Genomic DNA, 25,954 nt, shown 5'->3' with positions numbered 1-25,954 from the left:
CTCAGAAGTTGGGTTTAAAGCCGGTGGCTACGTTCAGAAAACGCTTCGCCAGGTCGTCCTGGGTCATAAAGCCGTAGGCCAGCGGCCGGTAATTCTTCGATTTAGGGTCAACCAGAAACAGCGCGGGAAAATGGGTTATTCCCATTCTGGCGGTCTGGCCGGCGTCAGTCCGGCTGTCTGGCACCTGGGGAGAAACGGTGCCGTCCACGCTGACCGGTATCAGCGAGATATGCCGGAGTCTGGCAAAATCTGCCACTACGCCAGCCATCTGCGCGTCAATCGGGTCCTGCCCGCGGTAGAAGTAGAAAAGACCGTATTCGCCGGACAGTTTTTTAATGGCGTCGTTCTGCTCCTCCTGGTCCCGCGCCTGCTGCAACGGTGCCGTACTGTTGTAGTGCGGATGCTCCAGGTTGTAATCGAGGTCCGGATGATCAAGCTGCGCCACGGCAAACGACTGGCTGAACATCGAAGCCCGGTCGGTCCAGAACTTCTGCCAGCGCAGAAACGTCGCGGTATTTTCAGCAGAGGGATGCAGAATGGCGTTGTTAAGCGCCTCCTTCGTGTATCCCTTAAGTACATCAGCCTGCTCGGAAGGGGTTAACCTGCTGAAATCCGGCACACCGGGTTGCGGCGGTTTAACTTTCGGCGCAGGCGTTTCCGGCTTCTTTTTGGGCTCGTTATACCAGTGCCAGCCGGTAAATGGCGCTGCAGGTGTGATTACGGCGTCGGCACTCTGCGCATCATCTGCCAGTACCGGCGCAGCCCCTGCCATCAGCAGACAGGCAAGCAGCAGACGTTTCATTTTTTGCCTCCGTTTTGTGCCGCTGCCTGAGCAGCGATACGCTGTTTAGCCTGCTGAACCATCGTGGACGAATCCGGGATTTTCTGGTTGGCCATGAGGTCGCTGTAGAAGTCCTGGAAGTTAATCAGGTCAAAGTTGATGGACTGCAGCTCCGGCACGGTGATCCCGCGACAGTTCGGCGAATCACCGCTGCCGAAATCCACGTGCAGCTGGTCACGCCGCCCCTGCTCCTGAATGATGCGGCTCAGCTTGCCGCCAAAGACGCAGTAAACCTGACTTTTCTGGACACAGACGCCCAGCACGGCGTGATCGCACTTGTCGCCCACGTAAACCGTGACCTTTTTAGCCTTTGCCTTGCCGATGGCCATCTCCTCGCTGTTGCAGTTCGCCAGTCCGGAACTGTTGCCCCAGCCGGTATCCACGCAGCAGTTAGAGAATCCTGCAACAGCCTTGCGACACGACATCGGCTGACCGGTAAAGGCACGGATGTCCGTCTGACTGCCTTTTTTTACGTCATCTCCTGCAGAGGCGAGACCGGCAAGCTTGGAAATCGACATATCAAAACCATTGTCACCCGTGCCGTCCGTGTCGCTGCAGTCGCCGGAGCGACAGAAATACTGGCCGCCGCACAGCAGGCCCTGTGAGGTGTAAGTGGTCTGACACTGGTAGGTGTCATTTTCATGAATGCAGGCAGTTCCGTAGGTCTGTGAACAGCTTTTACCTGCCAGGGTACAGTTGCGGTTGTTCATGAGCTGGTCGCAGTTGCCCGTCGAGTTAACCGGCACGACATAAGCGTCTGAGTACTGCCAGCAGTCGCTGTACTGGGTGTAATCCCGGCCGTTCTGGGTAATGGTCCGGTTCCCGCCCGGGTCCACGCACTGTGTGCCTGCGCTGCCTGTTGACTGTGACTTGTCAAAAGGGCAGCTTTCGGTCCAGACCACGCGCGAGGAGGTGGTGTCGCGTTCTGCGCTCATTTGCAGATGAATGCGGAAAATCAGACTGCCGTTTGAAAATTGTCTTTCGTTGCCATCACGTGCTTCTTCGTAGTGGCCGTCGGTGTCGTAATGGATATACATGGACACGACCTGGCCCTTTGAAACGCGTTGCGGGCTGATGTTGAAAGCGCCTGAATAGTTGTATTTGGTGGTAATAGAGGTGCCAAAAGCCCGCATGGTATAGCCCAGGCGGTCACCGTGATAATCCGGGGCTCTGGGAAGCAGAAACTCCCAGGAGCCGCTCGTTAACGTGCCGTCATCCGGTACGGTATAGTCATAACGAAGCCACCAGTTGGCTTCGTGGTTAGCCGGTGCGTTTCGTGCATCCATGACAAACTGAGTGGTGTAGGTCTCTTTAGAGCCGGTCACCTGGATGCTTGCGGTGCGTGCGCAGGTCTGAATCTGATTGATGTCTCTGTCGCAGCTGTAGTTCTCAAATACCGATTTAGAAACGACCTTTTCGCTGCAGTTAGCGTTGGTGCCGTCAACAATGCTGCCCCCGTTTGCCTCGGCGTTTTTGCCGTTCTGAATAAAGTCGGCGTTCGGGTCAATTTTCGGCGAGGGGTTTTTGGTGCTGGAATCATTCACCGCCTGACCGGCGTCATTCTGACTGAGTGACGTCTGACCTTTGTCGGCAATGCCGCCGTCTCCGCCCCGCACGCCGCCGTAGTTACTGCTCTGTGAGGGGTTCGGAGTGTAGCCAGGGATAACCGAGGACGGGTCAGTTCCACTGGCGGACGAGGTGCCCTGATTTTTATTATTCTGACCAAAGTTACTCGCATCATTGAAGGCATCACTGTTGGCATCAGCGTAAGCACCGCGTATGCCGGTGAGCAGCAGAAACGCCAGAAGACATAACCGTTTCATCGCCCCTTTTCCCCTTCTCTCAGCAGCTGCGCCGCGACGGAGCCGCAATCGCCGCGCTGCTGAATTTCTTTGAGTGCCTGACTGAGTTCCAGGTTGCCGTAAATGACGTCGAAATTTTTCCCGCAGGTCACCACCAGTGCCGGTACCGCTTTGATGCCGTACTGCTGAAAAAGCGTTGGGTCAATCTGGACACCGGCTTTCTTGTCCTTTTTGGAGAGTTCAACCATGACTTCGGCCGTCTTATGAAAGTCGTTGTTGAGCAGACCGCGAATGGTCGCCGGGATACCAAAACGCCGTGCATCCTGCAGCATGAGCACCAGGCCTTCCTCCGGAATGCCCAGGCTCACGAAATACACCGCGCGCGGCACAGGGCGGTCCGCGCTGTTCTGCTCTGCCTGAGACGCGGCTATCTCGTTCTGGAACTGAGTCACGCGGTTTTGCTGCATGTCAGGCAGCGCAATGTTTGCGCCTTCAAGTTGCTTTTTAAACTGCTCCAGCTCCTGCTGCTGCTGTTTCATGTATGCCAGATTGTCACCTGATACGGTGGGCTGCTCCGCTGCGGACAACGCACAGGCATAAAACAGCGCGGCGCTGATGATCAGTGCCCTCAGAGAAATGTTCATGATGAGTCCTTACAGATAAACGCAGTTGCGCTTTCGCCAGAGCAGCCAGCCGAAGTTCTTCTTCGTGGCCGGGGTGTTATGAGTGCTGCCCCACAGCTGCGTCGAGGTGCCAAACGGATGGCAGTCGCTGGGTTCGGGATACATATTGACCATCTGATAACGCCAGCGCGATTTTGGGATGATCGGGGACGGATATTCATAGCAGACAGCTACGTCAGCCCCGACCGTCTCCATCACCAGCCCCTCCCGGTGCAGCTTGAAGTCCATTCGCTCCGTCACCAGCAGTGATGCCTCCAGGGGGGAAAACTCGTTGCTGGTATAGCCCGTAAAGGGGTACATCGAGCCCTGCGCCCCCGCGCACCAGAACAACGGATCAAGCGGCATGCCTGCTGTGGATGAAATGGAATCAGCTGCACAGGCCCCCTGCGCCAGCAGATTGTTAAACAGCGCCACTTCCGGATTGATGATCATAGAGAGCGTACTGTCGTTCCAGAGCGGATCGACTTCCGACAGATAGGCTATGTCCATGTCGCCGGTCTGCATACATCCTTCACTGGTGATGATGTTCAGCCAGAACAGCAGCGGATACTTGTACCAGTGAACGTGATAAAAGCTGCCGGGCGTGGGTGAATCGCTTTGACCGGCACGGCCCGTTCCGGTCCGGCCCAGGTCGATTTTGAAGCCGCCCATGTTCACCATCACGCCCGGTTCACGCGTAACGTCGGTGAGCGCAAGCGGTTCCCAGAATCCGATGGCCAGCCCCAGACGGTAAAAGATGCCGTAGGGACACAACTGAATCGGCATCGATGGATTGGGTGTATCCGGGTGTGCGCCTGACGCCAGCTGAATACTGCCGAGCGTCATGGGAAACAGGCATTTCCAGCAGACGTCGCTGATGGGATTCACCCACCGGCCATCCCCGGCGTTACTCCCTCCAGCCATTGCAGGCCTTACGACCGTCACTGACAGCAGCAGACACAGGACCAGTAATAATCGTTTCATTCGTCCGTCCTGTCCGACAGTGGACGGAGCCAGACACAGACCGGGCCGTCGTCGGTATCATGGATACTGCCGGTAAACCAGCCTTCTCCGGGCGGTTTAGCCGGAGTCCAGTCACTGCAGTCACCGGTTTTCCAGAATCGATTCATCTGCCTTTCCTCCACCTCATTTTCCATCCACGACGTGGCTGATTTCAGATTGTTTGCTTTAAGCCAGTCATTAAATGCACCGGGCAGCGCAAACTCTCTGTCCTCTGGTGGGGAATAATAAAAAGGATGGGTCCAGTGTCCCCAGCGATCGCGCACGACTTCGTGCGCCGAAATTTCAGCGACATTATTCATAGAAGATATTCCGGTTACGGAGAGTGTCAGTTAGTCAGGCCTGCCCGCGAAATGCAGGCTGAGGCGTACCACAGCAGGGCGAGGAACGAACAGCCTGCATGCAGCGGGAAGGAAGGTTTCAGACGCTCACGCGAAATGCTTTTTGACCAGAAGGCTGGCAAAAAACACGCCCAGTACCAGGGTCATTACAATGCTGTACCTGTCCATAATTTGAACTCCGGTTAAGAAAGTTGTGTCAGCAGGCCATAAGAGGCTCAGCCCGCATAAAATGCAGGGAGGCAGGATGAGTCAGACTCAGTGACTGCCTCCGTCACCGCCACCGCAGTCGCCGCCGGCATCGGATGCGCTACAGCCTCCGTCATACCCTCCACTGCCCGAGTCGCTCATCATTACGACCGACGTGATGCTGCTGTCATCACCTGCTTTACGGGTCCGGGACGTGTCTGCCTGCAAGTCGGGTGCGCTTTTACCGAAAATCATCATCCAGAACATCCACAGCACGGTTGCAATACCTGCTGTCACCAGAAGGAGCTTTACCACAATCATGACTCAGGGCTCCTTATTGAGGCCTGCTCTGCCTTGCACGGATAAACACGGAAGGCGTAGCCGCATTCATCATCATGATCGCCCGCAGCCAGCTGGCCTTGTTCAATCCGGCTGGCTGTCTGTTCAAGGAACCAGCCTGTTTCTCCCTCTCCACCGTGGCGCGTCAGTTGCAGCAGTACCCTCACATTTTCCCGGTCAGGTTTGTCAGTCTGTTCACCAAATACCTCTGTCCACACATCTGGCTCGACGTGACCGCCACACCCCGCGCTGCCAAAGTAAGAAGGCTTGTCTGTGACCGTCCTGGCCATAATGCATACGGTCATGTTGTGGTCTGAGAATAATCGCCTCAGTTCTTCTCCCGGCGAACACAGCTGTGATACCGGGATTCTGCGCAGCATGTCCGGTACAGCCATCGTCAGGGTTCCGGGCGTTACCCCTACGTCCAGGCTGATTTGCCGCAGTGGCCAGGCATGCTTATACCATCCGACATCTGTCCCGATGCTTTCTGCCAGCCTGCTGAGTTTCCTGTCCTCTTCACATCCCTCAAGCCTTATCCAGTGACGCCTTAACTCGTTCATTTTCTCCGGATCGGTATAAAACCCCTGAATTGCCTTTTCTTTTCGGTTCAGTGCTTCTCTCAGCTTATCTGTCTGCCTGTACTTCTGTAACAGGCTTACCACTGCGGTAAACAGTACCATCACGAATACCAGATATATTTCATGTGTCATGATCATCACCTCTGATACAACGAAGTTCCGGCCATCCAGTCATCGTCAGTTCCGGCCAGATGCGAGGAGCGTGCTTTTTTTGATGGACAGGAAATAAAAGCCCAGCCGGTATAACCGTCGTTAACGCCATACTGGAGGATGCCTTTTTCAATCTGCTCTGCCACGGATCGCAGAAAATGCGGCAGCGTTTCAGGGGCTGTCTGGTGTGTACCCTGCAGCAGAACCACCACTGCCTCTCTGTCAGGCATCGGCATGTAAGGACCGAAAACCTGCGTATAGGCCCCGGGCTGCGCTCTGCCCCCGAAAGAGTCGGGACCAAAAAATGAGGGGTTGTCTGCGGTGATATCAGACTCCATCTGCCAGCGTAAAACCCCCTCTTTGCCCAGTTTTCCACCCGTAAATGTTCCTCTTTCCTTTCTGAGTGAGCGGGCAAGCTGGCGCAGGCCATCAGGTATTTCCCGCTGCAGCGTACCCGGCGAGCCCCAGCAGAGGATGCTGACCTGCTGCAGTGGCCATGCCTCCTGCAGCCAGCCCGAATGCACATCGCGCTGTGTTATAAACGAACGCGGTGTAATGACTGTCTCTGCTTCAGTATGCCGTGATGCGTTTCGTCCGGCTGCGCGCAGTGCCAGCGCTTTGTTCGTTCGCCTGCGTATGATTCTTCTGACTTTTGAGGCTACCCACAGGGTTAAGGGAAGCCCACCCGCGACATACAGCACTTGAAGTTTTTCCACCTGGTGCCTCCCGGTTCATGGGTCAGATCTGGTGCGCCCCGAACGCAGCCTCTTCCGGGGGCCTCGTCGCGTCATGGCAGGCCGGAAAGGCATCACCTTTCAGTGTGACGAACCAGCCTGCTGCCTCCGCAGCCCTCTGGCAGGAAGCCGCCCAGCTGTGCGCATACCCCTCTTCTGACGCCTGGGTCTGCAGCTTTTCCTCATGCTCACTGCCCAGAAACGGCGTGAAATAGCGGTGACGGGCACCGACGACTTTCAGCCCCACCCTTAACTGCACATCATCAGGAAGTAACACCTTAAGACGCTCGTTTCTGCGCAACCTGTGGCCCTCATCCTCCAGCGCCCCGCCATAAGCGGCCAGCAGATGCTGCCAGAGCCGCGCGTTCTCGCTCTGAGCCATACACGCCGCCATGTTCAGACTCCCCAGCGGATAACACCCGGTTTTCTCGACCGGAAGGTCGTAAGTCATCTCCTGCTTCGGAGGCTGCAGCCGGGTATGCACAGCCTTCAGTACTTTCCCGGTAAGCGTTCCGATAACGTAACCCGTCACCATTGTGAGCAGCACCGACCAGACCGTTACGCCATCAGGAAGAAAAGGTGCGTCCACAGCCTCGGGCAGTGAACCGGGCTGCTGTATCTGTAGAACGGGCATTCCCGCCACCGTTTGAGGCGGGTCATAGGCCGAAGTAACAGCCTGTCTGATGCCCTCTGCCAGGGCATGGGCCGATTCATCCTTCATAGCTTCCACCCTTCTGCGACGCAGGATCGATAAACGACTCCTGGAGAAAACCATCACGGCGCAGTACTGTTGCCACATCCGCTTCGTTCAGGGACGCCCAGACAATGTCTTTGCGCATTTTGCCGTTAAACGCCAGAAGGACCTGCAGCGCGGCACGGACAATCACTGACTCCGTGTAAAGCGGATGTTCCTCCGTCATGAGCCGCAGACCGGCCTTGTCGGCGTCATTCATACGCACCGTGGTCGCATGTCGCTTAACGTGTTCGGGTGTCGTTACATCCCGCATGTTGTGACTCATTTCAGTGCCACCTCCTCCACCCTGAGCGTGCGGCCGTCACGCGTGATGCGAACCGGGGTATGCTCAAAGCCAAATTTTGTTGTTAACGTGCCGTACTGATCAAAATAAACAGGCTCATCAAGCGCCAGACTGCTGTCGTGGATGTTGCCTTTGACCAGGATGACTTTGACGTTTTGTTGCCCTTTAATCTGCTTTGCCGCCCAGCCCATCTGCGCCGCATTGTCACCGTCGATGAAATAAAGCGTCTCACTGAAAGCCACCCTGTCCAGTGGATTGATTTTGTCACCGGCACGGGCAATGACGTTGCCGCGCATATCTGTGATGGTTTCCTTTACCGTGAAGGTCGGGTCAAAACTGTAAACCCGGTCTTTTGTCGCGGGCGAAAGCCCTGCAACCGGCGTCGGGCGAACGGCATGGGCTTTGACTCTTGCCTCCGCTTCCCGTTGCAGCCTTGCCAGCTCTCCGCTGTCCTGCATCCCTTTGAGCCGCTGAGCGATAAAATCCAGCAGGTCAGGTTCGGATATCGGAAACAGATGGCCAACCGTGCCCAGGTCTTTTGCGGCGGCTGGCCACACAACGGCAATACTGAGCAGCAGCGCAACCAGCCTCGCTCTCATCGTGCCTCCTTCATCTGGCGGGCTATGTCGGCCTGAATCTCTGGCGTGATATCCTCTGCACCGTTTACAACAGCCCCTTTCACCAGAATCAGGGCTGAATGGTGCTGCTGCCAGTCACTGAGACTGTTGTCCAGGGCTTTGCTGAAGCGGTTTGTCAGTACCTCAGCCGCTTCTTTTGTGAGGGGGTTGAGGGCGCTCTGTTGCCTGAATGCATCAATTGTCCCCTTCATATCAAACACCACCGTGGCAGGCCTTTCGGCACTGGCTACCAGAGCGCTGATACCGGCGCTGAGGAACAGAATCAGTGCCCCTCCGGCAAGGTAATGCACTCCGGATCGCCGCCAGAAAGGCTGCACTGCGGGAAGAGGTGTGTCGTCAGACTGGTGTGAATTGCCAGACGACTGCCCGCCCTCACTGACGGGCAACGTGTTTTCATCCTGCATCGTTATTTCCTCTGGTTATGCCGCCGTAATCCCGGCCCAGCGTTCGAGTTCTTCCATCTCTTCCTTATACATATGCGGCTGGCACGCAAGCAGGTAAGCCGCCTCCTCACTGGTCGCCCCCATCTCCTGTGCGTTCGTCATAAACTGATAATCATCTCCACGCGTACTGAACATCGCCCGCGTGACCGGATCGACAAACACACGATGGAAAGAACTGTGTTCACCACTGGAAATCATTACCGAACTGAACCCTGTGCTGCGCGCAGGCTGGAAGCCACGGATGATCTGCGTCTCTGCCTCACTGAACTGATCGGGGTTGGCCTGGAGGTAAGTTTTAAAGGCTCTTGCCTCCTGCAACAGCGTAACTTTGGTACCGGAGCAGTCCCATGCCGCAGCCGCAGCCGGTGGGGGTGCCTGATCTTTGGTGCCGGTGAAGTCTTTGATGCCCTGCGTGATGGTGATGAAAGCCCCCTTGTGGCGGCGCACGGTGCGGTAACCGGTATCGATAAATTTGGCGGCATGTGGGTTTGAGCCACTGAACAGTCGCCAGGCTTCGTCGATAATGGCCAGTTTTTTCAGGTCACGCGGCGAGTGGTACATCTTTTCCTGAATCGCCAGAATGAGCGAATACAGGATGGCCGACAGCAGATGCGGCTGATTTTCCAGGCTCAGCAATTCAAGAACCGCAAAGCGGGTGTTTGCATCGAGCGTCGGGTTATCGGAGTTGAAGTATTCCCCGTTGGCTCCCCATGTGCACCAGCGGTCAAGCAGCAGTACCAGCTCGTTGATGCGGTTCATGATGGTAGGCTGCTCTGAGTAAGTCGCCTTCACTTCTGGCGACGTCATGTAATGAACCACGTCATCGATGCGGGCCTTGTTCTTCTTGGCCTCCCATGCGGCAACCACACCTTTAAGCAGGATGGTTTCGCTGACCTTGTCCAGCGGCTCATTCGGACTGGCCAGCACGGTCAGCAGCCCCTGAATGCCCTCAGACGACTCCTTGATATCGGTGACGTTCGCAAAGGGATTAAAGCGCAGCGTGGCACCATCAAGATACGAACCGCCCGCCTGACGGCAGAAGTTTTTATAACTGCCGCCCATATCGATAACCCAGCCGAATCCGCCGGAGTTAAGAACCTGCCGCAGGATTTCCTGAATAAAGAAACTCTTCCCTGCGCCGGTTGTCCCCGTCACGGCAACGTTAAAATTCGTTGAGCCGTTGTTTTCATTGAACATGTCAAAGAAAGCGAGCGCATTACGGTAAGTGGGAAGCGGGCTACCGGACTTAGCCATCTGCCGCTCTGCCACCACCGGCATCAGGTTCACCGCATTAAAGCTCTTGCAGCGCAGCGTGGCATTCATATGTTTCATGTCATCCCACAACCCCTCCTGCATCATGAACGGTAGCGTGGTCAGCCAGTTACGCAACTGCATATAGCGCGGAGCCGAAATCTCCAGGTCATTCTTACGAAAGACGTTTATCGCCGACAGTTCGCATTTCTGCTGTTCACTGTCGTCGTCAGGACAAAACAGCGTCAGGTTGAGGTTGAAGCTGCACATGGCGATTTCGTTGCTGGCCAGTCCCATACGCAGGTCGCGGTATTCCTGATAGGTCCGCTGGGTATTGGGAAAAAGCTTTCCGTAGGAGGAGTTGGCCTTTTTGCCCAGGTCCTGCTCTTTGCGGAAAGCTTCGTTCTGACTGGCCACCTGGTCCTCCAGACAGACCGTCCAGCTCAGCATAAACGGACACGGGATGCCCAGATCCGGATAACGAATGTTCTGCAGGTTGTCTGCGACCTGCCACAGCGCGAACCTTTTTGGTACGGTCGTCAGTTGCATATTGACGATGCGGGAGCTGGCCACACGGGAGTTCCCCTCATCGCCCATTCGCCGGTCACTGGGTTTGCGTGCCGTGGTCAGACGAAGGTAGTCCGGATGCACTTCCATTTCCGTGCTGTGGTCTACGCACTGCCGATGCAGTTCCTGCTCTGGATTCCACTGCACGTCATCCCGGGTAACCTGCCCCGGTCGGTAGTTGAGCTGCTCACGGATGACGCTCAGGAATTCATCAGGCCCGACACGCTCAGTTTCCATATGGGCCGCGAGCAGTGACACGCGCAGCGTTTCACGCAGCTGTGACACAGTGTCCATTGTTTTGATCCCGCCGCTGCCCGGATGCGCATACACCAGAAACACACGGTAGTTACGCAGATAAAGGGGGTACTCACGGTTATTGGCGAGTCCCTTCAGCGCTGAGCGCTCCCAGAAAGCTTTGGTGATGGCGTTAAGGCGGGGTGCCATGTCCCCTTTCCACATGTCGCGACTGAGGCCATCTTCGAGCATGTCGCCCACGCATTTGCTTGCGACCATCAAAACGGTCACGGGCGTTTTGCGCGGCAGCTTTTTACGGAGCAGGTCATCGAGCGCCTGCACCACCTGCTGATTGGCACCGGCCAGGGGGGCCACCTCAAGGATGAAGCCGACCGAGCGCGTATTGATAAAGAGGTCGGTCTTGTCATCAAACTCACGCCACGGCAGCAGGCTGGTAATTGAGGGATGATTCATGCTGTCTTTCAGCATTTTACGCGCCGAACTGGCGCCGCCCTCATAACGGCTGCTGTCCAGAATGCCTGTGAGGTGATCGAGAACTTTAGCGAGCATGGCTGTCCTCCGACGGGGTAAAATAGGTACACGAGGCGTTACCGAAAGATATCCACTGCCGGTCACCTGTCGCGGGCGACGTTACCAGGGAGGCCATAAACGGATCTCTGCAGATTTTGCCGTAGCCGGTTGTGCCTACACCGATGGCATTACATTGGTTCAAAGGACTATCAACTACGGAATCCCACGGGCCACCTCTGTTTGCCTGACTGATCATGGCCCCCACAGCTGCCATGTTCTCCGGCATATGCTGCAACATGAAAGCCCCGTAACCACTGCCTCTGCCGCTGAGCAGGCTCACGCTTTCACATCTCTTCATGGTTAATCCCCCTGACTTATCACGCGGTAATCTTCATCCCAGCGCGATTTTTTCTTCACAAACTCCACAACGGCGGGCTGATGAAAACTGTCTTCGCCGTCCACCCAGGGGGCAATCCAGAGGCGCTGCGTGGCATCCGGAATGCGTTCCGCATCCACATGGCCCGGCCCGCTGTAATCTGACGGCGTAATGCTGCCATCGGGTACTGACGTCGTTCTGACAGGGATGGTCGAGGCGCGCAGCGAATCGCTGCTCAGGTGCGAACTGCCTCCTGCACGGGGAGTAAATGTCGGAACGGTGATTTTTCGATTCGGATCAATGGCGGGCTTCACATTGCCGGGCGTCGCCAGCGCCTCAGCGGCAGGCTTTGGGCCTGCTTCTCTGCTTGCCGTCAGGTCATCAAGACTTTTTCCCTTGTCTGCCAGGTGACTGGCTTCTGACATCGTCAGACACTGATCAGTCGCCGTTTTGTTGCAGTCAAAATCGGAATTCATGCCGGCACAGCCGGTCAGCGCCGCGCACAGCAGTGCGCACGCAAACAGTTTTTGCATGGGAGTTACCTCAGTGGCGGCGGAGCCGCAGGTTAATCGTAGTGAGTAGAAACAAGAGTGGCAGGTGAGTCCTGCTCATGGGTGCCGGAGAAAAGCCCTGGTGTTGGTACCTTTCTTTTCATGCCTGAAACGTTGGTTTTGATTACTGTAAGAATCTGCTCTTAGTTTTATAGGTTCTTCAATTACACAGGAAACTGAAGTTTGTGCCACAGGCGATCTCTTCAGTTCTGAGCCGTATCCACAGGCCTTCAGTGCGCTTTACCGAACCGGAAACGCCGTTTCCTCAGTTTTTTTCTTTATCCGTGCGTTCATAACAAATATCATTAACACACCAGTATTTACCGATGTCCCGACCGTCTGTTAATAAAGTGGTTTCCGGCTCCATCACCGCTGTGCCTGGTTTTGCGTTCACACAGCCGCTGACTGTCACTACGTAACCACTGGTCATCACCAGCACAGAAACATCGTCATCGTGGTAAAAGAAGCCGTGGCAGTTGTTTTTCACCATCGCCAGCGAGCCAATCTGTTGCAGTTTATTTTCACTCTTAGCATGGAGCATCATCGGCAACCCATACAGCACGCCTACCGTCAGCAACCCGAAAAACCCCGCGAGTAAGAGAAGTGAGCGAAGGATTTCAATGATCTTCGATGATCGGTTATCTGACATTTTACTGGTCGTCATATTCTGTCACTCCTTACCGCGTCATACCGCAGCTTACCTGTTAACGTCAGGGATTCTCTGGCCATTCGCTGTTCCTCTCTCATGACCGCTGCTGTTTGCTGAAGGCAGGGGTTCTGGCTCAATGCAGGGACCGTTCAGTGACTGGTTAACAGATTCAATGGCCGTCAGCAGCGCAGCCAGGGTGTTACTGTCGGCCTGTGACAGCCATGCTTTACGATACCGGATGCGGAGCGAGCAGAGCCGTATCCGCGCTTCACGGGTGCCGGGCGTCGTCATGATGGCGATCCTCTGTTTCATGGCATATTTTGCGTAACGTGAAAGCGAACTCCCGACGATTCAAAGCCTGTTGTTTGTCCCGAATTGCGCGTTCCTCCGCTTTTACCCATTCATCCAGCACCTTTAGGTCAAGATGGCCATCCGTTAAAACACGCTCCTGCAGTCTGGTAAAAGCATCCGGATCAGTGGGAAGGTACGAAACCAGTTCACCTGCAATAAGGTCAGCCCATTTATGCGGTTTCTTTCTCCACCGAAGCCATAACACACCCGATAAAACGACCGATGCCAGACCTGCCGTCAGGAGTACGGGGCGGATTTGTTCCGAAAAAAAATCATCCAGATTGATTAACACGATAAAGGCAGTAACAGCCCACACAGCAAGGGTTTCAACATGAGGTGGCTGTCTTTCCAGCCATCCAGCATTCATCCAACGGATACGATTAAACTGTTTTCGCTGCCTGTTAAAAGTATCCTCATTCTGGTTCAGCTTCAGATTCACTTTCCCCTCCACTCATTTGAGAAACGGCAAGCAGACGCTGGTCTACCCAGCCCTCTGCCCTGCAGGTTGCCACGGCAGAAAACGTGTCTTCTGGCGTCCAGTTCAGCACCGCCGCGTTGTTTTCCGGCACACTCTTTACATCGTCGAGTTCACAGGAAGGCAAAACCGCTCTCCCGTGACGAACCGCCGTCACGACGATTTTTACCGGCAGACCACTCACAATGTGTGACGGAACGGACCACTGAAAACTGACGTCAGATTGTCCGGACACGGGGACGGGTTGCTCACTGCTGCTGTCGCTGTCTGCTTCACGCAGTCGGCTGTTTATCCATTCGCGATCGCTGGAAGACAAATCGTGCTGACTGAGTAACCAGACCAGCGCAGCCGTTCCCACCCAGCCGGGACCACTGGCCTCTTTTTCCCTGATGATAGTCTGAAGCCGGGGTGAAGGCTGAGGCCCGTTGCTGCTCAGCAGAGACTGCCGGTTAGTGGGTGAAGGCCGGTATCCCGGAGACGTGCTGTTAACCCGGCCCGCTGGACTGCCGTTTCCTCCGGCAGTTGTCGCGCCGCTGCCCGATTCCGGCCTGAAGCTTTTATAGGCGGGCGCGCTGCCTGTTGAGGAGGGCCGGTACGACGGACTGCGCGCGGCAAAGCCTGATGAAGACTTAAAAGATGATCGCGAAGTGGAACTGCCCGCCATAACGGCCAGCGTCTGCAGAAGAAAAAGCGCGACAATCGCCACTCTGACGAGAATGTTCATTTCGCCTCCCAGTTTGCCTGCCCGTTGACGGTGATAATGCTCCGGTCTTTTGCAAGAGACTGAATGCGCAGAATCTCTCTCGGACTCAGCGTCGCGAGGTCATCGTCAGTTTCCAGTTTGTCGTAACAGTCGCCAATACAGCGCAACCGCCACAGCAGCGCGCTGGCCTCATCGTGCTGCTCGCTGTAAAGACGACTGAGACTGGCGGGTGCCTTCGTATCATACGCAAGCCAGGCCTGAGCAAAAAAAGCAGCGGCACGGACGCTGTCTTTCTGCACCCACTGCCCCCGTTCCAGTACGTGGGCAGCAGTGGCCAGAAGACGCGCTGACGACCTGTCACCCGCCGAATGCGTGGCAAGATTAATCAGTTCTTCAGCGAGTTGGGGCATCCGGGATTGCAGCTCCTCCGGCGGGTCATCCCGCATAAACAGGTCAATGAAGGCGGCGGGAGAGCGCCGGTTTAACGCTGTGCGGTAAACTGAAAGTGCGAGCTGCTGATACGCAGTATGAACTTCCTCTGAGCATGTCGCTCTGAACACTCCGGGATGGCAGTTTTTTTCCGCGTCCTTGTTCAGCTGCAGCCAGGCCTGAAACGCATCAGGGTTCTGCAGTGCTTTTGTCCGGTCTTCATCAAACTGCCTGTCACCATAGTCACAGCCGGCCAGCATCATGACTGACAGCAGGGCGAGCACTCTGAAAAATTGTGTTTTCATTACAGCCCCGCACTCTACCGGCGTCTTCTTTCAAACATCTGCACGAATACGGCCGCGCCGAACGAGAGCACAATCCCTGTGCAGGGGCCCATATAAAGGAATGCTTTGCTGGCCACCTGAAGCTGACCGGCACGGGCAACCTCAACGAGCCAGCCTGCCGGCACGATAAGCCAGGTAACGAGCCCTGCGGAAACCGGGGCCATACTCAATCCGCTACCTAAAGACAGAACCTGTAGTCCCAGCGTGAACGCAGCAAGCAGGGTCAGCATCTGCCACTCCTGCCACGTTATGCCCCCGGACGGTCCCACCCCCATACGAAGCATGATGTATACAGCGACCACATTCAGGGTAAGCACAAGAAAAGTAAGCAGAAAAACCATAAGGCGTGCATGCGAATTGTTCATATACGGTTTCCTTGTCAGGTTCTGATGTGCTCAGGCCCGATCAAATGTCAGTTCAAACAGGGTGATAGCAGGAGCAAAAACAGCACCCATGCAGGCAGATACACACATTGCGGAATACAAAAAAGCGGAGGATGGCCACGCCCATATGATGACTGAGTTACCAATACAGACCATGAGCGACAGTGCCCATAAACCTGTCAGCATCTGCACCGTAGTCAACAGCGTGTATTTACCTCTCCGGACCTGGACTCCCAGTGTCACCAGCGACGCCAGCACCATCATTCGCCAGACCGGCCAGCTGACAACATCAACCTGACCAGTCTTAATCAGCCACGCCATGACGAGATTGTCTGTCAACAACATGGCGACAAGGCCACACAGATTGATCCCTTTACCGCGTGGCCACCGCCGCTTAAGCATCACGTTCATATCCTTTTCCTGTCCGGCTGGTCCGCCGCCCGTGCGGCAATATGAAAACGCATGTGGCTTTCCACCGGCACCCGCATCTGACGGTTCAGAATTTTGAAGAGCAGCACCGCGCGGCTCATTCCGTCCGGCTCACACCAGATGGCCTCAATGCCCTCAAATGCGCCGTCCTGAATGATTACGCGGTCACCGTCTTCCGGCATCTGCTTGTTCTGCGGCGCACCCTGCCAGCCCTTCTTCAGCCTTTCAATCACGCGCTCAGGCACAATGGCGGGCAGACCGCCAAAGCTGATGAGTGACGCAATGCCGCGTGTGGCCTTGATGGCGGTGGTATGCACCTTTTCCGGATCGAAACGCACAAAAATGTAGTTTGGGAAAAGAGGCTGCTCAGCGACGCGACGTATTAAGCCGTTTTTCAGCCTGACCTCGGAAAACACCGGCAGCAGGGTTTCCACCCCCTGACTGGTCAGCTGCTGCTCCGCTTTTTTTTCCTGTCCAAATTTTGTCTGTGCCACATGCCAGTTTTCCATTCCCTGCTCCCTTAATTAATGGTGTCACCCAGTCTCAATTGGCTCGCCTGCTTAAGGACCTCGTTCGGGTCGGGGACTGTCGGGTTGCCATTGCCGGACGTGCCTGCCGTTGTGCTGGCGGCGGTCTGCTGCACCTGCGGCTGCGGTGCTTCTTTCTTCTCTTTTTCTGCGTCGGCCTCTTCAATGGTCTGAAGCCGGAAACCCTGCTGGAAGACCACGGTCACGGCATTGCCCGCGCCAATGTCAATGACGGGGTGATACTGCTCTGCACGCTTGATGTAGTACTGACTCAGGGTTTCAGAGGCTTTGCTGGCACCGCCGCCAAACCCCTGTTTGAGAATGTCACCGGCACCGATGGTGGCCGTTCCCCCCAGCCCTACCATCGGCGTGGCCGCAGATTTGAAGCCATCCCCGAGGCCTGACAGGAAGCCCGCTCCGCCCGCATTCATCAGAATCTGGCCGTTACGCATCACCGGTTTCCCGCGAATGCCGACCTTCCCCTGGAAGGACACGTGCCCCTCAAACGGCATATCGATGTGGTCGCCGTTTTTCAGGATGCAGCTGATGTTTTTGGTCCGGACGTCACCGCGCTCGCTGGAGATATCCCCGTAGATTTCGCCGGTCACGCGGCACTTGTCCATGTTGTAGGTGCGGCCATTCGGCATGGAGACGTCGCCGAGCAGCGTGATGACCACGGGCGAGGTGTTCTGCTGACCGGTCACGCTGGCGTTGGCGTCTGCGCCCTCAATCATCACGGCCTCAGAAAACGAGCCTGACGGTATCCAGGGCAGCTTGTGAACGGGCTTTTTCAGCGAGGCGTAGGTAAAGGTATCGCGCTGCAGTCCACCCGTGCGCGGCGGGGTATTGCCGTGGGCATACCCCTGTCCCTGCACCGGATAGAACTGACTGCCCTGCCCCGCAGCGGGACCGCGTTGCGGGTCGGTAATACTCCACTGCGCCGGACCGGCAGGACCATGCGCAACCGGGCCACTGGCAGAGGTCTGGCTGGCGGTGCCGCTCCCCTGTCCGGGTCCGTTTACGGGCTTGCTTTCCTGAGCCTGCCGCGTCTGCAGCTGTGTCAGCTGCTCCGTGAGGGTGTTCAGCTGCTTCTTCAGCTCCTCATTCTGCGTGACGAGGGTGTTTTTTATCGTGCCCAGGTCACGCTCCAGGCCGGCTGTCTTCTCCTGCTGCTGCTGAAGGGCTGAGGTGTTCACGCCCTGCGTGAATGAGGTGTTGACCAGCCCGCCCGTCATATCCGGTGCCGGCTTTGCAGCGGGATGCTCCAGCTCGGCCTGATGATGCGAATAAGCCCAGACACCGCCCCCGATGGCGAGCATCACGGCAGCGGATACGCCTGCAATGGTCCACTGGCGGCGGCGCGTGGCGATGTTAATGTTACTCATCCCCGCCCTCCGTTCCGGTAGAGAAGACCACCCAGAGCAGCCCTTCACCACTGGCGTACAGGGTGCTTGTGGACAGCATCACGGCACGCACGCCCTTCTGCCAGAACTGCTTCTCGGCAAGCATGCGCGTCACGTAACCGGTGTTTTTCATGCGGTAGCGCACCACGCGCAGGTGAGAGCCGACCAGCTGGCGCTCGGGCGTCAGCAGCACACCGGCAGGCGGATTGTAGGCCGGGCCCCGGCTGACCTTCATGTCGGTATAGCCGTCAGGCACGCCCCCGTTCACGACGGTGCGGGCCAGGCTGACCAGCGTGGTCTGGAAAGGCTGACTTTCCTCCCAGGCTTTCGCGTCCGGATTGGCCTTAACCGGCGCATCTGCCGGTATCAGTTCAATCGTGCGTCCGCTGCCGGGCCTGGGCGACACGTCCAGTGACAGGCTGATGCCGTTTGCGGTCTCGATAAAAACGGTGAAGTCCCGTGTGGTGAGCGGGGCTATCAGCAGGGCACCATCGGCGGTTGTTTCTTTGGTGTACGCCCCTTCGGGACCGGTCACGCCGGTAATCAGCTCGCCATCGATGACGATTTTGTTCGGACTGGTCGTGCTCATCTGCGCCTTCAGGTGCGCATTGTTTTCAAACGGCGTGCCGGTCGGTCCGGGCACGGCATACTGTGCGGCGGCAGGCAGCGAGGCCAGCGCACCGGCAACCGCCAGGGCGGCAAGGGTTATCTTCATGGTTCAGTCCTGTTGCGGGCGGCGTTCAGGTTTCGTCCAGGGCACTTCGCGGAAGGCTGTCAGGCGGATAAGCCCGTCCACGTAGTGCACGCTGAGCCGGTAGGCTTTATTCGCATCCGGGAGTGGCAGCTTGCCGTTTGACGTACTGGCGTTGAGTACTCCCTGGACCGTGATGTCACCGGTGGTGGTATCGGTGGCTGCATCGTCGATGCGGAACACGGAGGTCACCCCGCTCTTCTTGATATAGTCAGCTTCGGCGGCAAGCTGCTTTTTCATGGCGTCGCGGTCTGCCGGGGGGACGAAGCTCAGCAGGGCGGTGTGCTGGGCATCCACGGTTTCCGGCGTGACGGACAGGCGGAGGTTGACGAATGCCCTGACCAGCATGGCGTTCAGGGCCGCATCACCTCCTGATTCGTCAGAGAGAAAAGGCCGGTCAAAGCCCATCGGTATGGTGAGCGTTTTCTGGGTGCGATAGAAATGCCACGCCAGTGAACCGGTGATGACATTGCCGGCACCGAGCAGAAAGACCAGCAACAGCAGCCCCGCCAGCGTCGCGACAACCACACGGTTACGCTCATTCCCGACCTGATACTTCATAGCGTTCTCCAGTTAGTCAAAAAAGCGCCACCGTGCGGTGGCGCCGGGTTTACTGCATCCAGTGCCGGTTTGCTGAGTCAGGTACGCGCCGGAACTGCAACCGCAGAAGCACGGTCGGCAGATACCAGTAGAGAAGGTTCAGAAGCCACCAGGTGCCCTGGCCCTTCTTCAGATGGCGGATTAACAGCCACAGCGCACCGGCCACAAACAACATCACGATGAATATGTCGCAGAGCAGCCCGATACCGGCGCAGGCAATGACAACAATGGCCTCCTCGGTCGGGAGTCCCATCAGGCGTTTTTGTTGGTTGAGTGTTTCCGGAAACAGATACTGCTGAGCGTCCCCGTCCATGTCGGTTTAACCGGCGAGGGCGAAGAACGTTTTGGTGATGACAATCAGGAAGGCAAGACCACCGACGAAGTGCATCGGGTTACGCGTTTTCATGTAGAGACCTGCAGAGAGGATGATTTCACAGATGTAAATCCCCCACTCCACCGTTGAGCCGTGACCAAACGTATCTTTGGCGTCCTGCTTCTGCCCTGCCAGCAGGTCAGTTGCATGCCCGATGTGCGGCAGTGCAAAAACCAGAATGGCCATACAGACAAGAATGGCATTTGCGCGGTGCTGACGAAGATACGAAAACCCCCGACTGGCCATGACGGTCAGGACCGTCAGCGGCGCCTCACTGAACGTCGGACAGGCTTCCGCAGCCCCCTCCGTCAGAGCGGAGCCGGATGTGGCAACTTTCATGTATAAATCCCTCTGTTTGAGTTAAGGAAATGTCAACGCACGTAAACAGACGTAACGCGACGCAAGTGTACATTTTCTCAAAAAAAAAAAATCTGTGACGCATGTCACACTTTTACAGGTTACTTTAATGAATTTTAAGATTAATCCTGAAAGCGCCTGGCGTAGGCTTTTGCTCCTGACAAGGGATGCCTCGCAAGGAGGAACCAGTAGCATGAAAGTTAAAGAAAAAATGGGTGGCAACAGGGGAAGGCCCCGCAAGTATGCTCAGGGAGAAGTCCAGTACCGTAAGCTGTGGCTGCCGGAAAACCTCCTGACGGAGCTGCGCGTCGCCGCGCGGGTTCGCGGATATACCACCAACGATGAAATTATCAGCCGGTTAATATTCTCTCTTCAGTTCTCTCCCCGAAGGCCGCTTATTAAAACGGATGAAGGCCAGCGGCTTATTGCGCTGGCAAGGATGTTCGATGAATTTATTCAGAGCAGACTGGACATCATTCGCCAGACGCATGCTGAAGATGAAAAAAAGAATGAGGATAAAAAAATCTTTATTCCCGGACAGAGACGGGCGTTCAGCAGCAGCTTTCCGGTTAACCTGCGGCGTGATATTGACATAAGCGCACGATTTAACAGGCGGAGCATGAACGATGAAATAATGCAGCGACTGCTTGGCTCACTGAATTATCTGACCGAACATCAGCTGCCGGAAAATGAAGAGGTTCACCGCTTACGGGAACTGGCCGTACTTTTTGATGAATTTATTTATGAAAAAGTAGGGCATGCAGAAAACCCCTTATCTTCAGGTTAACCCCTTCCCTTCCGAAATCCGAAACCGTGCTGAAAAAAAATTAAGGCGTGATTAGTTCGTCACGGTGGTGATACGTGCCGTTTATTTTAAGCCCTGTCGGGCCTGGAGCAATTCAGGCTTAACGTTGTCACGCCGTATTTCAGCACACTGAAAAGAGGATATATATAACGGCGTAAACGACACAATAAACATGTCGTTTGCGCCACCGGATAAAGGACATTCAATCACGGCAGGGACCGCTCTTATATCACCGGAAGAAAGGTGAGTGCAAAGAAATTTCACCTACCCACTCAATACCTGACACCCACTCTGATGTGAGGCTGATGATTTCAGTTAAACCCCCGCACTTATCCAGTGCAGGGATAAAACCATCATGGCAACACTTACAGCAAAAGCATGAATGATACCGGCGATAATTTAATTTCACTCAGTCATTAACGAGGCAGGACTGAAGAAATACTGACATGCCTTCGACGCTATTCCTGTGCAAGGAAATGCTTACTGGATGCTTTGTCTTCAGCGTCATTAATTGCAGATAAATTCCTGTCCAGAAGTTCCTCCATTGACTCACTGGTGTTTTCTCCACGCATGTTCAGGTACATCTCTGACACCATCGCGATTAAAATACTCACACCCTCCCTCGTCCCTGACACCTTCCGAATGAGGTCACGATTAAACCCTTCCAAATCAAATTTACTGCCCTCACCCTGATGTTTTTTTACCATCAGTCCGAGACCAACCAGTTCATTCACGATTGATGAGAAATTTATTTCACCGTGAGTCGCCCCGTTCTGGATTTCCATATCAACCAGCTCCTGCACTTCCCTTTCTGTTTTTTCTTTGAAATAGATATTTCTTCTTCCCATCATTTTCCCCTGCGCTTCACCTGGCAACCACGCCAGACGAGAGCGAATAAATAACATTAAAATGGCCTGTTCAATACCGCGCGAACCGTGTAAAAGTCAGGTAGCTTCTTTTTATTATTCGGCCTGTTTTAACTGTGTGTCAATCCGGCACTTTATATTTTTTTTCAGTACGTCTTTTTGGGTGTGTCAATGCAGCACCTCACATCATTCTGGTGTGTGTTAATACGGCACTTCTGTTTCAAAATCACCTTAAAAAGCCACTTTTAGAGGTGTGTTAATTGAGCACTATCACCTGAAATCAGGTGTGACAATCCGGCACCACAGGGCAATTTCAGGTGTGACAATTCAGCACTAAGCGCCTTCCTCATGAACTTAAGATATTGATAATAATTAACAACCACAATAAACACACATAACAGTGCCTTTCATGGTGCCGGATTCACACACAGACCGGCACTGTAGCCCCACACTATCCGGCACTGCAATCACACACAATCAGGCACTGTCATATCGCTTAATCAGGCACTGCAATGTGTGCGTATTCACACACTATTTCATTCATACCTTAAAAATAACAAAATAATTTCAGGCTAACTACATGTTTTAAATAAACAAAACCGCAAGATGAAATCTTGCGTGGGGTGTGATGAAAGAGAAACTATAAAAGCGGCTTGTTGAATATGTGCCTTAAGTGGAATTTAAATAACCTCAGCCAGGTACTGCCAACACACGTCAAGCGCAGAGTGCGCGTCTGTAACGAATTAACTTGCGCGGGCTGATCTGAAAAGGTATTTTCTGCACAAATACGGCACAGTGCATTCTGCGCGCATATACGAGACTCTTTTAATATGAAGTGGTTAACCGCAGCCGCCTTTTTTACCGCGTTCAGCGTCCAGGCTGAGCCTGAAATGTGTTTCACCAAAGCCGGACATGATTTCGGAATCGATCCGCGTCTGCTCATGGCGCATTCCATTCAGGAGTCGCATATGCGTAATAACGCGATAAACAGCAAAAGCGCGCGAAAAAGCACTGACGTATGCAACATGCAAATCAACAGTTCAAACTTCAATGCTTTAAAGAAATTCAATATTACGCGGGAACGTTTACTGGCCGATCCGTGTATTTGCATTTATACCGGCGCATGGATCGAGGCGAGCAATTTCAAAAAGTATGGCAGAACGTGGGATACGGTCGGCATGTATAACACCGGACCGAACCCGAAGTTAATTAAACAGCGCAGAGAGTATGCCGCGATAATTAAAAGTATCTACCGCGTTCTGGTTGCGAGGGATGAAGTTTATGCGCGAATGAATAAAACCGGGCCTCTTGAAAAATCGCCTTCTATAACGCTTAGCCGGAATGAGCCAGGCACGGCCCAAAAGTAAACCCCGGCGAACCGGGGTTTACTTTTTTCAGCTTTTCAGCTTCGCAAATTCCTCCGCCATCTTCCACAGCGCCTGATTTAATTTTATGTCGCCGTCGATGCCGTTAACGGGGCGCGTGGTGGTACGCTTCCCTTTTTCAGTACGTCCCGGCAGGCCACCTTTTACCAGATTCTCCTGCACGATATTAAAGGACGTCCACAGGTCCGTGCCCTTGTCATGCCAGCGGCGGGGGTGAATAATATTTTCGGCCGTCACCGGCGGTGCCTTGTCTTCATATTTGTATTCCAGCGCCAGCTGGCCCAGCAGCAGCCTTTCCGCCTTATCCAGCTGAATTCCCTTCATCATGCCGATATTATTTTCGACTTTTTCAAACACATCCAGAACTGAATACGCGCCTTCGATCACCTGGCTGACAATATCGCCTTTGTGCGGCACGCTGATTTCGCCAAACGTTTTCCAGCAGACCAGCCCGTTGGTGCAGACTTCGCGGAAAATACCGGGGATCATTTTATAACTGCTGGAACCGTCATGACTGTTCACCAGAACAATTTCAGGCACCTCTTTGCCGCTGCCGTTATTTCCGCGACGCAGGCGGATCATGTGTTTGGTAAAATCCCGGCGGTTCTGGTCGCGCACGCGGGACTGTTTTGCATAGAAAGGTTCGAACCCTTCTGAGCGGAGTTTGTCGAGCAGGGTAATTGTCGGAATATACGTATAACGGTCTGATCGCGACTCATGTTTTTCAACGGAAAACGCACTCGGGACGAACCGCATAAGCTCATCATTGGTGAGTGGGCGGTTTTCGCGAATGGATGTTTTTGGGGCATAACGGCTTGCAAAACTGACCATATTGATTACCTCTCAGATATGTTGTTATTAAGCCGGGCTTGTCCCGGCATCGGGCGTTTGTCGCTCAGCGCGGCGCTGAGGAATGTTTACCGGCGTTGTCCAGTGACCAGGCGATCATTTTTCGGGTCTGTGCGTAATTGATTGCCGTGTAGCCCAGGTCGAATTCATAAAGGGCGTACGGCCAGCCCTCCCAGACATAAATTTTGCGTGTCTCACCGTCTTCTGACGGGTCGCTGATTTCGTCAAACAGCGCCAGCTCCTGCCAGGTCACCCCACCCGGCCCGCAGAAGGTGCCGTTGTCGATGATGAATTCGCTGAGATCCTGAAACTGCGCCGCCGTGAGTCCGGTGTTGACTTTTGTCCCTTCAACCCGTGTTTCGGTAGATTCAGAAGCGGCGGTCTTGACGTTGTGGGTGTTCATGCTGGTTCTCCTCTGTCGGTTGCTGTTAACCATGTTTCGGTGAGTTCATCGCGGCGAAGGGCAAAGTGGCACCGGCCGCCGACCGGAACACAGGCGTCCCGGAAGCCGCAGCGCAAGCGAGCCGGTTTTTCGGCGAGTGCGAACGGGTGAGGAACGGCGTAAGCGGACCTGTGTGGGAGGGAGAAGGACTGTGCGACTGTCAGCCCTCCGCGCTGAACCACCGGAACAGAACAGCCGCACGGGATGAAATGAGCATGAACACCTCCGGCACGGCGGAACGGCGTGACGGCCTTACAGGGCGCGCCCGCGCCCGGTGAACGCACCGGCGAAGCCGGTTGCAGCCCTTGACCTCAGCCATCAGACCTTAGCCGGGAGGCCCGAAACGCGGCCCTTTGCGGTTCGGCGGAGACGGGCGGCAGCTTTTCCGCCGCCTGTCGGAGTAGGGCTGACGACTGCCCGCCAGGGCAGGAGCCGAAGGTGGCCATGCCCCGGCTGTTGGTGTTAAGTCAGTAAAGGCAGCAACCGCATACTGGCCAGCCCAACCGGCACCGGCATAAAGACAGCAGGGGAATAAAACATACCGGCAGGAAGCTGAACAGAACGCGGCGGGGGAAGTGCGGTGCGTCAGCACCGCCTCTCCCCTGCCCCGCAGGGGCGCGGGGTTTATGCGGCGGTGCAGGCAGGGATGAACCCCGCCCGCGTTTACCGGCCTGTCAGGCGGCATCTGACAGGGAGCGCATGAAATCCATCATCGCGTTAATTCTGCGCTGCGCTTTCAGCCGCTCCTCAAACCCGTTGATGTAATATACAGGCGTGTAACGCACGCGGCTGAACTGCATTGTCAGCGTGTTACCGGTGATGACTTCCGCAGGAATGCCCAGCAACGAAAGCTGGATAAACGCCATGTCCGCCGCCACCGGATCGATGTCGATGCAGTTCACAAACATCTGCTCTGAGGGATTCAGCCCCGCCTCAAGCATACATTCGGCCACCGCAACCACCATGCTGCCCGCGCCGCAGGTCGGCTCTGACAGCGTAAACAGCCCTTCACGCTTCACGGCTTCTTCCACGCCGGGCATGAGCATGCGCGCCATCAGCGACTGTACGGAGTACGGCGTAAAATACTGCCCCTGCCTGCCGTCGCCCAGCTCCAGCTCCATGAAAATGGCTCCCAGAAAGTCATGAAACTTCGCTTCCAGCGCGCTCACCATCAGGCTGAAAAGCCGGTGAAGGTCGCTGATGTCCTCCGGCCTGTAGCGCTCGCAGATTTTGCGGCAGCGTTCCACGCTTTCCGGTGCGCGGATCGTGGCAAGGTCGAGTTCACTGGCCGTAAGCGTAATGAAGTCGCTGAACACGTCCCAGCGGCGCAGGTGCCGGGCCGTGTGCCTGAACACGCTGACGAACTGTTTACGCGCCGTCTCGATGCTCATCATGCGATGCACGGGGGACTGATCGCAGGCGGGGGCTGACGGGTTGAGGACAACCGGCGCGGGCGCGGGATCTTCAGCCTGGTTAAAAAAATCGGCAAAATCTAACTGTGACATAAACCACTCCTTGAACGGCCGCCCCGCAGGGGGGCGGCCGGATTTAC

Annotated in this window: 33 protein-coding genes; 2 read left to right on the top strand and 31 right to left on the bottom strand. The window is 55.4% G+C overall.

Annotated elements, in window-relative coordinates; all coding sequences use genetic code 11:
• Nucleotide 1: 1 nt before the first annotated feature.
• The 27 genes from traF to EL29_RS20925 form a co-directional block, all read right to left on the bottom strand.
• On the bottom strand, nt 2-802 hold the full coding sequence (gene traF, locus EL29_RS21055) for a type-F conjugative transfer system pilin assembly protein TraF (RefSeq protein WP_028715668.1): 801 nt from the start codon (nt 800-802) through the stop codon (nt 2-4).
• On the bottom strand, nt 799-2,664 hold the full coding sequence (gene traN / locus EL29_RS21050) for a type-F conjugative transfer system mating-pair stabilization protein TraN (protein WP_028715667.1): 1,866 nt from the start codon (nt 2,662-2,664) through the stop codon (nt 799-801). Before traN ends, traF begins: the two co-directional genes overlap by 4 nt.
• Nucleotides 2,661-3,287: a type-F conjugative transfer system pilin assembly protein TrbC gene (trbC, locus tag EL29_RS21045; protein ID WP_028715666.1), complete on the bottom strand. Its 627-nt coding sequence runs from the start codon at nt 3,285-3,287 to the stop codon at nt 2,661-2,663. Before trbC ends, traN begins: the two co-directional genes overlap by 4 nt.
• Before the next feature lie 9 nt (nt 3,288-3,296).
• Nucleotides 3,297-4,289 carry a conjugal transfer pilus assembly protein TraU gene (gene traU / locus EL29_RS21040; RefSeq protein WP_028715665.1) on the bottom strand — a complete coding sequence of 331 codons (993 nt, stop codon included), beginning with the start codon at nt 4,287-4,289 and terminating at the stop codon, nt 3,297-3,299.
• On the bottom strand, nt 4,286-4,627 hold the full coding sequence (locus EL29_RS21035; protein WP_028715664.1) for a hypothetical protein: 342 nt from the start codon (nt 4,625-4,627) through the stop codon (nt 4,286-4,288). The genes traU and EL29_RS21035 overlap by 4 nt, the downstream gene beginning before the upstream one ends.
• A gap of 294 nt (nt 4,628-4,921) precedes the next feature.
• A complete protein-coding gene (locus EL29_RS21030) occupies nt 4,922-5,173 on the bottom strand; it encodes a hypothetical protein (RefSeq protein WP_028715663.1) in 252 nt (83 codons plus the stop codon).
• Nucleotides 5,170-5,901, bottom strand: coding sequence for a hypothetical protein (locus tag EL29_RS21025; RefSeq protein ID WP_152548278.1), 732 nt, complete (start codon nt 5,899-5,901; stop codon nt 5,170-5,172). The genes EL29_RS21030 and EL29_RS21025 overlap by 4 nt, the downstream gene beginning before the upstream one ends.
• A gap of 5 nt (nt 5,902-5,906) precedes the next feature.
• Nucleotides 5,907-6,635: a hypothetical protein gene (locus tag EL29_RS21020; protein WP_028715661.1), complete on the bottom strand. Its 729-nt coding sequence runs from the start codon at nt 6,633-6,635 to the stop codon at nt 5,907-5,909.
• Nucleotides 6,636-6,657: 22 nt separating this feature from the next.
• Nucleotides 6,658-7,374: a hypothetical protein gene (locus tag EL29_RS21015; protein ID WP_028715660.1), complete on the bottom strand. Its 717-nt coding sequence runs from the start codon at nt 7,372-7,374 to the stop codon at nt 6,658-6,660.
• Complete coding sequence (locus EL29_RS21010) at nt 7,364-7,672, bottom strand: hypothetical protein (RefSeq protein ID WP_028715659.1); 309 nt, start codon at nt 7,670-7,672, stop codon at nt 7,364-7,366. Before EL29_RS21010 ends, EL29_RS21015 begins: the two co-directional genes overlap by 11 nt.
• Nucleotides 7,669-8,289, bottom strand: a complete 621-nt coding sequence (traW, locus tag EL29_RS21005) for a type-F conjugative transfer system protein TraW (RefSeq protein ID WP_028715658.1) — start codon at nt 8,287-8,289, stop codon at nt 7,669-7,671. The genes EL29_RS21010 and traW overlap by 4 nt, the downstream gene beginning before the upstream one ends.
• Complete coding sequence (trbI, locus tag EL29_RS21000) at nt 8,286-8,732, bottom strand: type-F conjugative transfer system protein TrbI (RefSeq protein WP_028715657.1); 447 nt, start codon at nt 8,730-8,732, stop codon at nt 8,286-8,288. Before trbI ends, traW begins: the two co-directional genes overlap by 4 nt.
• 15 nt (nt 8,733-8,747) lie before the next feature.
• Nucleotides 8,748-11,393 carry a type IV secretion system protein TraC gene (gene traC / locus EL29_RS20995; RefSeq protein WP_028715656.1) on the bottom strand — a complete coding sequence of 882 codons (2,646 nt, stop codon included), beginning with the start codon at nt 11,391-11,393 and terminating at the stop codon, nt 8,748-8,750.
• A 321-nt stretch (nt 11,394-11,714) separates the two neighbouring features.
• Complete coding sequence (traV, locus tag EL29_RS20990; RefSeq protein WP_028715654.1) at nt 11,715-12,263, bottom strand: type IV conjugative transfer system lipoprotein TraV; 549 nt, start codon at nt 12,261-12,263, stop codon at nt 11,715-11,717.
• 283 nt (nt 12,264-12,546) lie between these two features.
• On the bottom strand, nt 12,547-12,945 hold the full coding sequence (locus tag EL29_RS20985; RefSeq protein WP_028715653.1) for a hypothetical protein: 399 nt from the start codon (nt 12,943-12,945) through the stop codon (nt 12,547-12,549).
• A 33-nt stretch (nt 12,946-12,978) separates the two neighbouring features.
• Nucleotides 12,979-13,221, bottom strand: a complete 243-nt coding sequence (locus tag EL29_RS20980) for a hypothetical protein (RefSeq protein ID WP_028715652.1) — start codon at nt 13,219-13,221, stop codon at nt 12,979-12,981.
• Nucleotides 13,199-13,720 carry a hypothetical protein gene (locus EL29_RS20975; protein WP_235193328.1) on the bottom strand — a complete coding sequence of 174 codons (522 nt, stop codon included), beginning with the start codon at nt 13,718-13,720 and terminating at the stop codon, nt 13,199-13,201. The genes EL29_RS20980 and EL29_RS20975 overlap by 23 nt, the downstream gene beginning before the upstream one ends.
• On the bottom strand, nt 13,695-14,480 hold the full coding sequence (locus EL29_RS20970) for a hypothetical protein (protein ID WP_028715650.1): 786 nt from the start codon (nt 14,478-14,480) through the stop codon (nt 13,695-13,697). The genes EL29_RS20975 and EL29_RS20970 overlap by 26 nt, the downstream gene beginning before the upstream one ends.
• On the bottom strand, nt 14,477-15,193 hold the full coding sequence (locus EL29_RS20965) for a hypothetical protein (RefSeq protein ID WP_028715649.1): 717 nt from the start codon (nt 15,191-15,193) through the stop codon (nt 14,477-14,479). Before EL29_RS20965 ends, EL29_RS20970 begins: the two co-directional genes overlap by 4 nt.
• Before the next feature lie 14 nt (nt 15,194-15,207).
• Nucleotides 15,208-15,597, bottom strand: coding sequence for a hypothetical protein (locus EL29_RS20960; protein ID WP_028715648.1), 390 nt, complete (start codon nt 15,595-15,597; stop codon nt 15,208-15,210).
• Nucleotides 15,598-15,627: 30 nt separating this feature from the next.
• Entirely contained in the window at nt 15,628-16,026 is a 399-nt protein-coding gene (locus tag EL29_RS20955) for a hypothetical protein (protein ID WP_028715647.1), read from the bottom strand.
• On the bottom strand, nt 16,023-16,553 hold the full coding sequence (rfaH, locus tag EL29_RS20950; protein WP_028715646.1) for a transcription/translation regulatory transformer protein RfaH: 531 nt from the start codon (nt 16,551-16,553) through the stop codon (nt 16,023-16,025). The genes EL29_RS20955 and rfaH overlap by 4 nt, the downstream gene beginning before the upstream one ends.
• Nucleotides 16,554-16,564: 11 nt before the next feature.
• Nucleotides 16,565-17,956 carry an F-type conjugal transfer pilus assembly protein TraB gene (traB, locus tag EL29_RS20945; RefSeq protein ID WP_028715645.1) on the bottom strand — a complete coding sequence of 464 codons (1,392 nt, stop codon included), beginning with the start codon at nt 17,954-17,956 and terminating at the stop codon, nt 16,565-16,567.
• Nucleotides 17,949-18,689: a type-F conjugative transfer system secretin TraK gene (gene traK / locus EL29_RS20940; protein ID WP_028715644.1), complete on the bottom strand. Its 741-nt coding sequence runs from the start codon at nt 18,687-18,689 to the stop codon at nt 17,949-17,951. The genes traB and traK overlap by 8 nt, the downstream gene beginning before the upstream one ends.
• Before the next feature lie 3 nt (nt 18,690-18,692).
• Nucleotides 18,693-19,286 carry a TraE/TraK family type IV conjugative transfer system protein gene (locus EL29_RS20935; RefSeq protein ID WP_028715643.1) on the bottom strand — a complete coding sequence of 198 codons (594 nt, stop codon included), beginning with the start codon at nt 19,284-19,286 and terminating at the stop codon, nt 18,693-18,695.
• 49 nt (nt 19,287-19,335) lie between these two features.
• Nucleotides 19,336-19,638, bottom strand: coding sequence for a type IV conjugative transfer system protein TraL (gene traL, locus EL29_RS20930; protein ID WP_019105069.1), 303 nt, complete (start codon nt 19,636-19,638; stop codon nt 19,336-19,338).
• A gap of 6 nt (nt 19,639-19,644) precedes the next feature.
• Complete coding sequence (locus EL29_RS20925) at nt 19,645-20,037, bottom strand: type IV conjugative transfer system pilin TraA (RefSeq protein WP_028715642.1); 393 nt, start codon at nt 20,035-20,037, stop codon at nt 19,645-19,647.
• A gap of 211 nt (nt 20,038-20,248) precedes the next feature.
• Here EL29_RS20925 and EL29_RS20920 point away from each other — a divergent pair, with 211 nt between their 5' ends.
• The gene (locus tag EL29_RS20920; protein WP_028715641.1) at nt 20,249-20,842 is read left to right on the top strand and encodes an Arc family DNA-binding protein; all 594 of its coding nucleotides are present in this window, start codon (nt 20,249-20,251) and stop codon (nt 20,840-20,842) included.
• A gap of 476 nt (nt 20,843-21,318) precedes the next feature.
• On the opposite strand, the gene EL29_RS20915 is transcribed toward EL29_RS20920, so the two are convergent.
• Nucleotides 21,319-21,765: a relaxosome protein TraM gene (locus tag EL29_RS20915; RefSeq protein ID WP_080695295.1), complete on the bottom strand. Its 447-nt coding sequence runs from the start codon at nt 21,763-21,765 to the stop codon at nt 21,319-21,321.
• Nucleotides 21,766-22,556: 791 nt separating this feature from the next.
• Between EL29_RS20915 and EL29_RS20910 the strand changes: the two genes are divergently transcribed.
• Nucleotides 22,557-23,093: a lytic transglycosylase domain-containing protein gene (locus tag EL29_RS20910; protein WP_028715639.1), complete on the top strand. Its 537-nt coding sequence runs from the start codon at nt 22,557-22,559 to the stop codon at nt 23,091-23,093.
• A 27-nt stretch (nt 23,094-23,120) separates the two neighbouring features.
• On the opposite strand, the gene EL29_RS20905 is transcribed toward EL29_RS20910, so the two are convergent.
• From EL29_RS20905 to EL29_RS20895, 3 genes are all read right to left on the bottom strand, one after another.
• Nucleotides 23,121-23,942, bottom strand: a complete 822-nt coding sequence (locus tag EL29_RS20905) for a DUF932 domain-containing protein (protein WP_028715638.1) — start codon at nt 23,940-23,942, stop codon at nt 23,121-23,123.
• 64 nt (nt 23,943-24,006) lie between these two features.
• On the bottom strand, nt 24,007-24,363 hold the full coding sequence (locus EL29_RS20900; RefSeq protein WP_029571483.1) for a hypothetical protein: 357 nt from the start codon (nt 24,361-24,363) through the stop codon (nt 24,007-24,009).
• Between the two features lie 713 nt (nt 24,364-25,076).
• Nucleotides 25,077-25,907 (bottom strand): N-6 DNA methylase, encoded by an 831-nt coding sequence (locus tag EL29_RS20895; protein WP_028715634.1) that lies wholly within the window; start codon nt 25,905-25,907, stop codon nt 25,077-25,079.
• Nucleotides 25,908-25,954: the final 47 nt, after the last annotated feature.

The sequence above is a fragment of the Pantoea ananatis LMG 2665 genome (assembly GCF_000710035.2).
In the GTDB taxonomy this organism is placed as follows: Bacteria; Pseudomonadota; Gammaproteobacteria; order Enterobacterales; family Enterobacteriaceae; genus Pantoea; species Pantoea ananatis.
This window is presented reverse-complemented; position numbering and strand designations above follow the sequence as displayed.